Annotated in this window: 9 protein-coding genes and 1 pseudogene; 6 read left to right on the top strand and 4 right to left on the bottom strand. The window is 71.9% G+C overall.

The window, feature by feature from the left end:
* Positions 1 to 471 (bottom strand): annotated as a pseudogene (locus AB0G02_RS07675) (calcium-binding protein); the annotation flags it as partial.
* Between the two features lie 73 nt (positions 472 to 544).
* A complete protein-coding gene (locus AB0G02_RS07670) occupies positions 545 to 997 on the bottom strand; it encodes a DUF4442 domain-containing protein (protein ID WP_360790884.1) in 453 nt (150 codons plus the stop codon).
* A gap of 126 nt (positions 998 to 1,123) precedes the next feature.
* On the opposite strand from AB0G02_RS07670, the gene AB0G02_RS07665 reads away from it, so the two are divergent.
* A complete protein-coding gene (locus AB0G02_RS07665; protein ID WP_360790881.1) occupies positions 1,124 to 1,639 on the top strand; it encodes a MarR family transcriptional regulator in 516 nt (171 codons plus the stop codon).
* Complete coding sequence (locus AB0G02_RS07660; protein ID WP_360790878.1) at positions 1,639 to 3,312, top strand: MDR family MFS transporter; 1,674 nt, start codon at positions 1,639 to 1,641, stop codon at positions 3,310 to 3,312. The genes AB0G02_RS07665 and AB0G02_RS07660 overlap by 1 nt, the downstream gene beginning before the upstream one ends.
* Before the next feature lie 95 nt (positions 3,313 to 3,407).
* On the opposite strand, the gene AB0G02_RS07655 is transcribed toward AB0G02_RS07660, so the two are convergent.
* Positions 3,408 to 3,911, bottom strand: coding sequence for an inorganic diphosphatase (locus AB0G02_RS07655; protein WP_360790875.1), 504 nt, complete (start codon positions 3,909 to 3,911; stop codon positions 3,408 to 3,410).
* Between the two features lie 114 nt (positions 3,912 to 4,025).
* Between AB0G02_RS07655 and dacB the strand changes: the two genes are divergently transcribed.
* From dacB to hpt, 4 genes are all read left to right on the top strand, one after another.
* Positions 4,026 to 5,654, top strand: a complete 1,629-nt coding sequence (dacB, locus tag AB0G02_RS07650; protein ID WP_360790872.1) for a D-alanyl-D-alanine carboxypeptidase/D-alanyl-D-alanine-endopeptidase — start codon at positions 4,026 to 4,028, stop codon at positions 5,652 to 5,654.
* A 204-nt stretch (positions 5,655 to 5,858) separates the two neighbouring features.
* Complete coding sequence (locus tag AB0G02_RS07645) at positions 5,859 to 6,872, top strand: zinc-dependent metalloprotease (RefSeq protein ID WP_360790869.1); 1,014 nt, start codon at positions 5,859 to 5,861, stop codon at positions 6,870 to 6,872.
* Positions 6,869 to 7,780: a tRNA lysidine(34) synthetase TilS gene (gene tilS, locus AB0G02_RS07640; RefSeq protein WP_360790866.1), complete on the top strand. Its 912-nt coding sequence runs from the start codon at positions 6,869 to 6,871 to the stop codon at positions 7,778 to 7,780. The genes AB0G02_RS07645 and tilS overlap by 4 nt, the downstream gene beginning before the upstream one ends.
* Before the next feature lie 17 nt (positions 7,781 to 7,797).
* On the top strand, positions 7,798 to 8,349 hold the full coding sequence (hpt, locus tag AB0G02_RS07635; RefSeq protein WP_360790863.1) for a hypoxanthine phosphoribosyltransferase: 552 nt from the start codon (positions 7,798 to 7,800) through the stop codon (positions 8,347 to 8,349).
* Positions 8,350 to 8,503: 154 nt separating this feature from the next.
* Here hpt and AB0G02_RS07630 read toward each other — a convergent pair whose 3' ends face one another.
* Positions 8,504 to 10,204, bottom strand: coding sequence for a substrate-binding and VWA domain-containing protein (locus AB0G02_RS07630; protein ID WP_360790860.1), 1,701 nt, complete (start codon positions 10,202 to 10,204; stop codon positions 8,504 to 8,506).
* Positions 10,205 to 10,278: the final 74 nt, after the last annotated feature.

Below are 10,278 nucleotides of genomic sequence, written 5' to 3'. Positions count from 1 at the left end.
CAGGCCGAGGCCGGCGGCCTTCGCGGTGTCCTGGGCCGCGGAGAGGGCGGCGGACGCGGTCGGCTCGGCGCGGGCCATGCCCTTGCCCAGCGCGTGCACGGCCAGGTCGACGCCGTTGGGCAGCAGCACGGTCGCGCCGACCACGCGCAGGTTCTGGCCCGCCAACGTGGACTTGAGGAAGTCGGCGGCGGACGCGGCCCAGCACTCGCCGGGCTGCGCGAGCCCGGCCAGCTGCACCCGTCCGCCGCCGGACACGGTGATCGTGCGCGCGTCGACCACCTCCGCCACCGTCACGGGCGGTGGCGTGGTCGTCGTCGTGGTGGTGGTCGTGCGGGACGTGGACGTCGACGTGGGAGCGGTGGTGGTCCCGGCCGCGCCCTCGGCGCTCGGTTCTTCGTTCGAGCAGGCGACGGTGGCGAACAGCAGCAGTGCCAGGGCGGGGGCTAATCGCCCGACGGGGGAAGGTGCCATGCCCGCCTCATCGCCCGTGCCACGACCCGCTGTTACCCCCGTCACGTCACCGTGAGTGAGTGATCACTCTTCGTCAGCGGTTCGGGCGCAAGGTCCACACGACCGTCATCTCGCCGGTCGTCACGCCCTGCGCGTCGGTGATCGTGACGGCCACCGGGAACTCGGGCCGGACGCCCGACTCCAGCTCGGCCACCACCTCGGCGGCCGGGCGGCCGAGCACGGCCTCGGCGCGCAGCACGCCCAGGGCCAGCTTCTTGTAGGCGATCTCCGAGCGGGCCACCAACGGCGTCGCCTTGTCCAGGTGCGGCGCGAAGGCGGCCATCACCACGGCGCCGGACGCGGTCTCCGCGACGCCGAACACCATCGCCGCGTGCGGTCCGCCGACGTGGTTGCGCAGCTCCTCGCGGTCCGGCAGCTCCGCGACCACGCGGTCGCCCGTGACCTCGACGAACTCCACGCCCACGGTCTTCACCCACGGCACGGCCTGCTTCATCGCGTCGGCGACGAACGAGTGGTCAGCGCTCATGGGCCGATGCTACCGGTCGGTAACCATGAGACGCGAGTCACCGGTATTTCATTTGCCAAGACTCTTCCGGAGGTTCATGCTTGCACTCAGCAACTAGTTGGTTGATGCAAGCAAACGGAGTGTGCGATGGCGACCCCGGTGAGTGACGGAGTGCGGGCGGACGAGCTCGCCCTGGCCGACCGCCTCGGCGTGGCTCTGGTGCGCATGAACAAGATGCACGCCTGCGTCGCCGCGCACATGAGCAAGTCGGGCCTCGACAAGGCCTCCTTCGTCCTGCTGGCCAACCTCGACCACCTGGGTCCGTCCCGGGCGAGCGCGCTGGCGGAGGCGGTCTTCTCCGACCCCTCCACGGTCAGCCGCCAGGTGTCGACGTTGGTCAAGGACGGCCTGGTGGAACGCCGGGCCGACCCGGAGGACGGCCGGGCGAGCGTCCTGGCGGTGACCGAAGCCGGTTCCCGCCTCCTGTCCGAACGCCGGGAGCAGCGCAACATGGCGCTGGCCAGGCTGTTCGCGGACTGGCCCACGCAGGAGTGGGACCAGTTCATCCGCTACTTCGAGCGCTTCGTGGGGGACTACGAGAAAGCGCTGCCGAATTTCATCGCTGAGAGCGGACTGGGGCCGCGCTCAGAAGGGGAGAAGTGATGTCGGAAACGACAACCCGAGCGGACGCGACGCCACCCGGCGCCGCCCTGCTCACCCACCGGCAGATCCTGACGATCCTGTCGGGCCTGCTGCTCGGGCTGTTCCTGGCCGCGCTCGACCAGATGATCGTGGCGACCGCCATGAAGACCATCGCGGACGAGCTGCACGGCCAGACCCTGCAGGCCTGGGCCACCACCGCGTACCTGATCACCGCGACGGTGTCCACGCCGCTGTACGGCAAGCTGTCCGACATCTACGGCCGCAAGCCGATGTACCTGACCGCGATCTCGCTGTTCCTCGCGGGCTCGCTGCTGTCCGGCATCGCCAACTCGATGTACGAGCTGGCCGCGTTCCGCGCGGTGCAGGGCCTTGGCGCCGGTGGTCTGATGTCGCTGGCCATGGCGATCCTCGCGGACATCACGTCGCCGCGTGAGCGCAGCCGCTACACCGGCTACTTCATGGCGGTGTTCGGCATCTCCAGCGTCGCGGGCCCGGTCGTCGGCGGTCTGTTCGCCGGCATGGAGTCGTTCCTGGGCACGGCCGGCTGGCGCTGGGTGTTCCTGATCAACGTTCCGGTCGCGCTCATCGCGCTGGTCGTGGTCGCCAAGGTGCTCAACATCCCGCACCAGCGGGTGAACCACCGGATCGACTTCGTGGGCGCCGGTCTGCTGACCGTCGGCCTGGTGCCGCTGCTGATCGTGGCCGAGCAGGGCCGCGAGTGGGGCTGGGCGTCGGGCACCTCGATCGCCATGTACCTCATCGGCGTGCTCGGCCTGGTCGGGTTCGTGTTCACCGAGAAGCGCATGGGCGACGAGGCGCTGCTCCCGCTGCGGCTGTTCAAGCGCCAGACGTTCTCGCTGGGCAACACGATCAACTTCATCCTGGGCGTCGGCATGTTCGGCGCGATGGTGTCGCTGCCGCTGTACCTGCAGATCGTGAAGGGCTACACGGCCACCCAGTCCGGCCTGATGATGCTGCCGCTGACGTTCGGCATCATGACGGCGGCGGGCACGAGCGGCAACATCACCGCGAAGACCGGCCGCTACAAGGTGTTCCCGGTCATCGGGTTCGGCCTGATGACGATCTCGCTGTTCCTGTTCAGCACGGTCGGCACGGACACCCACATCTGGCAGCCGCTGGTGCTGATGTTCTTCACCGGCGCCGGCCTGGGCCTGTGCATGCAGACCCTGCTGGTCGCGATCCAGAACGACGCCGAGCCGCGGGACATGGGCGTGGCGACCTCGTCGGCCACGTTCTTCCGCCAGATCGGCGGCACGGTCGGCACCGCGGTGTTCCTGTCCATCCTGTTCAGCACGGTCGGTGACAAGATCGGCAACGGCCTGCGCGCGGCGCTGGGCACGCCCGACTTCCAGGCCGCCCTGGCCAAGCCGGAGAACCACGACTTCGCCGCCGGCCTGCAGAGCGGCACCGGTCTGGACCTGGACAACACCGAGTTCCTGACCAAGCTCGACCCGGTGCTGGCGCGGCCGTTCCTGGACGGCTTCTCCAGCTCGATCGACCTGGTGTTCCTGGTCGGCAGCTTCGTGACGCTGGTCGGCTTCGCCGTGGTCTGGTTCCTGCGCGAGGTGCCGCTGTCGAGCCGTTCGGGCTTGGAGCGGGTGCAGGACGCGAACACGGACGGCGAGAAGGCCGCCCCGATCGCGATGCACTGACCCGGTCGGTGTTCACCCGGTAGTGCGCAAGAGGCCCGCTCCCCCCGGTACCGGGAGCGGGCCTCTCGCGTGTCGGCTCGGTGTGGCGGGCCGGCTCAGTGGTCTTCGCCGCGCGCCACGGCGTCCTTGAGGCGCTGGTAGGAGCGGACGATCTCGGCCTCGGCCTCGGTGCGGCCGACCCACGTCGCGCCCTCGACGCTCTTGCCCGGCTCCAGGTCCTTGTAGACCTCGAAGAAGTGCTGGATCTCCAGCCGGTAGAACTCGTTCAGGTGGTGGATGTCCCGCAGGTGCTCCGACCGCGGGTCGTCCGCCGGGACGCAGAGCAGCTTGTCGTCGCCGCCCTTCTCGTCGGTCATGCGGAACATGCCGATCGCCCGCGCCTTGATCAGGCAGCCGGGGAACGTCGGCTCCGGGAGCAGCACCAACGCGTCGAGCGGGTCGCCGTCCTCGCCCAGCGTGTCGTCGACGAACCCGTAGTCCGCCGGGTACTGAGTGGCCGTGAACAGGGTCCGGTCCAGCCGGATGCGCCCCGTCTTGTGGTCCATCTCGTACTTGTTGCGGACCCCCTTGGGGATCTCGATGGTTACGTCGAACTCCACTGCGCGGTCCTCGCTCGTCTTCGCCGTTCGTTACGCCACTAGTGTGGACTACGACGTCTCGTCAACCCTTTGCCGAGGGTGTGACGTTGCCCGTACTCGACCGCGGAGGATCGCGTGCCCGACGAGCCATCGTGGCCGACCGTTGACGGCGACGAAGTCCACCGCGAGCCGCCGACGGTGCAGGTCAGGCGGCCCGACCCGCCCACGATGCGGATCAGCGCCCCGAAGCCCGCCAAGCCGCCGGTGACGCCGCCGAAGCCCGCCGCACCGCCTTCGGCACCACCCGCGAAGCCCGCGACCGAGATCAAGTCGGAACCTGAACCGATCCCTGAACCGATCACGGACCGTGAAGACCCGCCCGCGCCGTCGTCGGGTCGGCGCAAGCGCCCGTTCCTGCTCGCCGCGGTCGTGCTGGTGGTGCTCGCGCTCGCCGGCACGGCCGTGACCGGCGCGCGGCAGGGGTGGTTCGACACCACGCCCGCAGCGACGACGGCCGCGCCGCTGCCGCCCGCCCCGGTGTCGCTGTCCATGAAGGGCGTCGGCGCGGACGGCACCCCGCCGACCGCGGCCGGGGTGCGGGCGGTGCTGGCCGGTCCGGCGTCGAACGGCCTGCTCGCGCCGCTGGCGGGCGTGGTGGTGGACCCGGCGACCGGCACGGCGGTGTGGAACCAGGGCGAGACGGCGCCGCAGACGCCCGCGTCCACGATCAAGATCCTCACCGCGGCGGCGGCGCTGCTGACCCTCGACCACGGGGCCCAGCTGTCGACGAAGGTCGTGCGCGGTCCGCAGCCCGGGACGGTCGTGCTGGTCGGCGGCGGCGACCCGACGTTGTCGTCCCTGCCCGCCGGGAAGACCACGCTGTACCCCGGCGCGGCCACCCTGGACGACCTGGCCGCCGGGGTGCGCGCGTCGGGCGAGCAGGTCACGCAGGTGCTGTACGACGTGTCGCGGTACGCGGGACCGGGCATGGCACCCGGCTGGGACCCCGGCGACGTGCCGAACGGGTACGTCTCGCCGGTCGAGCCGGTGATGGTGGACGGCGGCCGTGAGGACCCGCTGAAGGACGTCGTGCGGCGCTCGTCCACCCCGGCGGCGACGGCGGCGGGGGCGTTGGCGCAGCGGTTGGGCGCCACGTCGGGGGCGGCGGCCGTGGCGTCGCCGGGCGCGCAGGTGCTGGCCGAGGTGAAGTCCGCGCCGGTCGACCAGCTGGTCGAGAACCTGATGCAGATCTCGGACAACGTGCTGGCCGAGGCGATGGCGCGCGAGGTGGCCAAGGCGCGCGGCCAGGAGGCGTCGTTCGAGGGCGCGGCCAAGGCGGTGCGGGACGTGCTGACCGAGAACGGGTTCGACGTGTCGTCGGCCACGATCATCGACGGCAGCGGGCTGTCCCCGAACGACAAGGTGCCCGCGAAGCTGCTGGCGGACATCCTCGCGGCGGCGGCCAAGCCGGACGCCTCCGACCCGAAGACCGCCAAGCTGCGGCCGTTGCTGACGGCCCTGCCGGTGGCCGGCGGCAGCGGCACGCTGGCGGGGCGGTACGAGCAGTGGGGCGCGGACGGTCGCGGCTGGGTGCGGGCCAAGACGGGCACGTTGACCAAGGCGAACGCGCTGGCCGGCGTGGTCGTGGACAGCGACGGGCGGCTGCTGGTGTTCGCGTTCATGTCCGCCAACGACGGCGACATGACCATGGTGCGCGGCGCGCTGGACGAGATGGCCGCCGCCCTGCGCAAGTGCGGCTGCTGACCGCCCCCGAACGCTCAACTCACCCGACGCGAACGTAGGACACGCCCGCCCTGAACGTAGGACTCTCGCGAGAGTCCTACGTTCACGTCGCGCGTGTCCTACCTCCGGAACGCGCGTGTCCTGCGTTCAGGTGGGGTGAGGTGAGCGTTCGGGACCGGCGTCGGGGAGTGTTGTCGGGCGGTAGGCGCAGGTAGCGTCACTGGGGTGAACCCGGCGACGCAGGACCGCAGTGCCCCGGTCGATTGGGCCGTGGCCGTCACGACGGCGACCAGGCTCGTCCGCCCCGGCCCGGTCGTGCCCAGAGCCGAGGCGGACGTCGCCGTGCACCGGCTGCGCGAGCTGGCCGTGGACGCCGAGGTGCACGTCCGCGAGCTCACCGGCCTCGGCCACGGCCTGCCGCTCAAGCAGGGCGAGGTCGTCGACCGGCCGGCGTGGGTGCGGGCCGCCGTGCAGGGCCTCTCCGCGCTCACCGACGGCGCGCTGCCCAAGCAGTCCGGCGCGCTCAGCGGCGTCCTGGCGGGCACGGCGGGCGTCCAGGCGGGCGTCGTCATCGCGTTCCTCAGCGCCCGGGTGCTCGGCCAGTACGACCCGTTCTCCGAGGGCGGCAGGCTGCTGCTGGTCGCGCCGAACATCGTCGGCGCGCAACGGGCCCTCGACGTCTCCGGCGAGGACTTCAGCATGTGGGTCTGCCTGCACGAGGGCACCCACCGCCTCCAGTTCACCGCCGTGCCGTGGCTCGCGGACCACTTCGCGGGCCAGGTCGCCGCGCTGCTCGGCAGCATGGACGAGAGCTCCGCACCACGCCTGCGCGACCTGCCCAAGCGGCTGCGAGAGGCGGGCGGCCTGGTGGAGCTGCTGCAGAGCCCCGGCCAGCGCGAGGTGCTGGACCGGCTCATCGCCCTGTCGACCCTGCTGGAGGGCCACGCCGACCACGTGATGGACGCCGTCGGCCCGGACGTCGTGCCGTCGGTCCGCACCATCCGCGAGCGCTTCACCGTGCGCCGCCAGGGCGGTGGCGTGCTGGACCGCGTGCTGCGCACCCTGCTCGGCGTCGAGGCGAAGGTCCGCCAGTACGCGGAGGGCGCGGCGTTCACCGGGCACGTGGTCGACGCGGTCGGCATGGACGGCTTCAACGCCGTCTGGACCAGCCCCGAGACCCTCCCGACGCGCGCGGAGATCGCGGACCCGGCGGCTTGGCTGCGTCGCGTCCGACCGTGAACGGCCCGGTCGCGGAGGTGCGCACGGCGGTCAAGCGGTTCCTGCGCGAGCACCGGCCCGAGCGGGTCGCGGTGGCCGTGAGCGGGGGCGCGGACTCGCTGGCGCTGGCCGCCGTCACGGCCGGGCTGGTCGAGGCGGAGGCGGTCGTCGTGGACCACGGCCTGCAACCCGGTTCCGCCGACGTTGCCGAACGGGCCGCGCGGACGTGCCGCGAACTGGGGTTGAAGGCCGAGGTGCGCCGGGTGGAGGTCACCGGATCGGGTGGACCTGAGGCCGCCGCCCGCCGGGCCCGCTACGCCGCGCTGAGACCTGAACGCGGGGTGGTCCTCCTCGGCCACACCCGCGACGACCAGGCCGAGACGGTCCTGCTGGGCCTGGGCCGTGGCTCCGGGCCGCGCAGCATCGCCGGGATGCGCCCGCACGACCCGCCGTGGGGCCGCCCGCTGCTGCGGGTGTCCCGCGCTGTGACCAGGGCCGCGTGTGACGAACTCGGCCTGACGCCGTGGGACGACCCGCACAACGAGGACCCCCGCTTCACCAGGGTCCGCCTGCGCCGCGAAGTCCTCCCGCTGCTCGAGGAGGTGCTCCAGGGCGGGGTGGCCGACGCCCTCGCCCGCACCGCCGCCCACCTGCGCGAGGACAACGACGCGCTGGACGAGCTGGCCGGGGCGTTCGACGGCGACTGCCGCTCGGTGGACGACCTCGGCCGCCTGCCCACCGCGCTGCGCCGCCGCGTCCTGCGCCGCTGGCTGCTCGCCGAGGACGTGCCCGAGTTGTCCGACTCCCACCTGCGCCGGGTGGACGCGCTGGTGAGCGAGTGGCGTGGCCAGGGCGGGGTGTGGCTGCCCGGCGGCTTTGTGGCACGGCGCGCGCATGGCAGGCTGCGAGTGGAACCAGTGCAGTCATGACAAAAGGGGAACCGTCCGTGTACGACGGCGACATCAGCTCCGTGCTCATCACCGAGCAGGAGATCAGCGACAAGGTCACCGAGCTGGCCAACAAGGTCGCGGCTGACTACCCGGCCGACGGTGGGAACGACCTGGTGCTGATCACCGTGCTGAAGGGCGCGGTGATGTTCATGACCGACCTGGCCAGGGCGTTGCCGGTGCCGGTGCAGCTGGAGTTCATGGCGGTGAGCTCCTACGGCTCGTCGACCTCGTCCTCCGGCGTGGTGCGCATCCTCAAGGACCTCGACCGGGACATCGCGGACCGCGACGTGATCATCGTCGAGGACATCATCGACTCCGGCCTGACGCTGTCCTGGCTGCTCAAGAACCTGGCCTCGCGCAAGCCGCGGTCGCTGGAGGTGTGCACGCTGCTGCGCAAGCCGGACGCGGTGAAGGTCGAGGTGCCGGTGAAGTACGTCGGCTTCGAGATCCCCAACGAGTTCGTGGTCGGCTACGGCCTCGACTACGCCGAGCGCTACCGCGACCTGCCCTACATCGGCGCGCTCGACCCCAAGGTCTACTCGGTGTAAATGGCCGCTGCTCCGCAGACGGCGGGCTCGGCCACCTGGGAGTCGGCCGTTCGCGCCTGATTTCCCGCCGATCACGCTCTTCGATCGGCGGGAAACGCGGCGTGATGGGCCGACTTCCCGGCGACCGAGCCGCCGGCTGCGGAGCAGCGGCCATTTAACAGTTCGGCCGGCAGCGGCGTTGGGAGATGCCGTCCAGCAGCACGCCGCGGATGTCCTCGGGCTCCATCGCCTGGTAGGCCTTGCCGCCGGTGGCGTCCGCGATCTGCCGCAGCGCGTTCATGTCGGCGTCCGCGCCCAGCCCGACCATGATCATCGGCACCGGGCGGGCCGGGTCGGCCTCCCGCTTCAGCGTGGCCAGCAGGCCCGGCAGGTCGATGCTGGAGATGTCGTCGTTGCTGCCGTCGGTGATCAGCGTGACCGAGTTGATCTTGGACGGGTCGTAGGTCTGCTGCACGTGCCGGAACGCGGCCAGCGCCGTCTCGTTCAACGCCGTGCCGCCGCCGACCAGGGCGGGCAGGTTCCCCGCGCCCTTCTGCAGCTGCACCCGGCGCGGTGCGCCGCCGATCGGCTCGCCCAGCGGCCCGATCGGCACCAGCTCGATCCAGTCGTTCGGCGGCTTCTTGTTCGTCGAGAACGCCCAGAGGCCGATCTCCGAGGTGTCCGGCAGCATGCCCAGCGCGGTCAGCGCGGCCTCCCGGGCCGCCTCGACCCTGGTCTGGCCGTTGCTCATCTTCTCGGCCATCGACCCGGACACGTCCAGCACCGCGAGCAGCCGCGTGTCCAGGCTGACCGCGCCCCACGTGCGCAGCAGCTCGGACACCTGGTCCGGGTCCGGCGTCTTCATCAGGGCCACGTCGTCGCCGCGCACGCCGTCCTCGTCGTTGGTCCACCCGCCGGGGGCGACGCCGTCCGGCGTGCGGAAGCCCGCCTCGGCGAACCGCTGGGCGGTCCGGGGGGTGCGCAACGCCTGCTCGAAGCCCACCGCGGCCTCCGCGGTGCCGGCCTGCTCGCCCGCCCGGTTCACCCGCACCACCGGGTAGTCGAACGAGACGGTGCCCTCCTTGGGGTAGGAGGCGACGACCCGGCGCGACCCGGCGGCCCGGTTGGCGGCCAGCACGGACTGCTCCGAAGCGGTGAACACCGGCGCATCGTCCGCGCCGCCCACGACCTTGCCGAACGCGTCCCGCACGGACGGCAGCGCGTTGCGACCGACCCGCAGCAGCGCGCCGATCAGCTCCGCCTTCGGCGTGCCGTCCGGGTTGCCCAGCTGCGCGCGGATGACCGCGAGCGTGGCCAGGCCCTCGGTGGACGTGGTCGGGTCGCTCAACGTCACCTGCACGGACGGGTCGACGACCTTCGCCCACGTCACGGGCGTGATCGGCCAGCCGAGCGCGGTCATCGACCGCTCGGAGCCGGCGATCACCAGCGGTGAGCCGGCGAGCGGGTCGAGGATGTCCAGCCGGGGCGCGTCGACGCCCTCGTCACCGGCCTGGCGCTGGGTCTCGGCGGCCCACATGGACGAGTCCGGCACCCACAGCGCGGGCGGGTTGATCTGCGCGGTCGGCAGCTCGTTGGCCACGTCGGCCGCGGCGCGGGCCTCGACCCGCACCTGGACGCACTTGCCCTCGACCATGGGCTGGGTGGCCTGGTAGTCGTCCGCCGCGCCGCGCACGACCTCCTCGACCGCGGGCGTCACCGCGATCTTGAGCGGGAGGGTGCCGTGGCACTCGGGGCCGCTGGTGGCTCGCAGCGCCACCACGGTGATGCCCGCCGCGGCGACGACGCCGAGCAGCGCGCCGACGGGCAGGAGGACGCGGCGGAGGCGACCGGGGCGGCCCGGGTTGCGAGCTGACATCTTCGTACCTTCGGTCGTGTTCACCCGTTCGGGTGGAGAAGGAACACTCGGTGGTCGGCCGAGGATGACACGGC

Source organism: Actinosynnema sp. NPDC023658, from assembly GCF_040639995.1.
Taxonomy (GTDB): domain Bacteria; phylum Actinomycetota; class Actinomycetes; order Mycobacteriales; family Pseudonocardiaceae; genus Actinosynnema.
The sequence above is the reverse complement of the archived record's forward strand: the minus strand, read 5'-3'. Positions and strand labels throughout refer to the sequence as shown.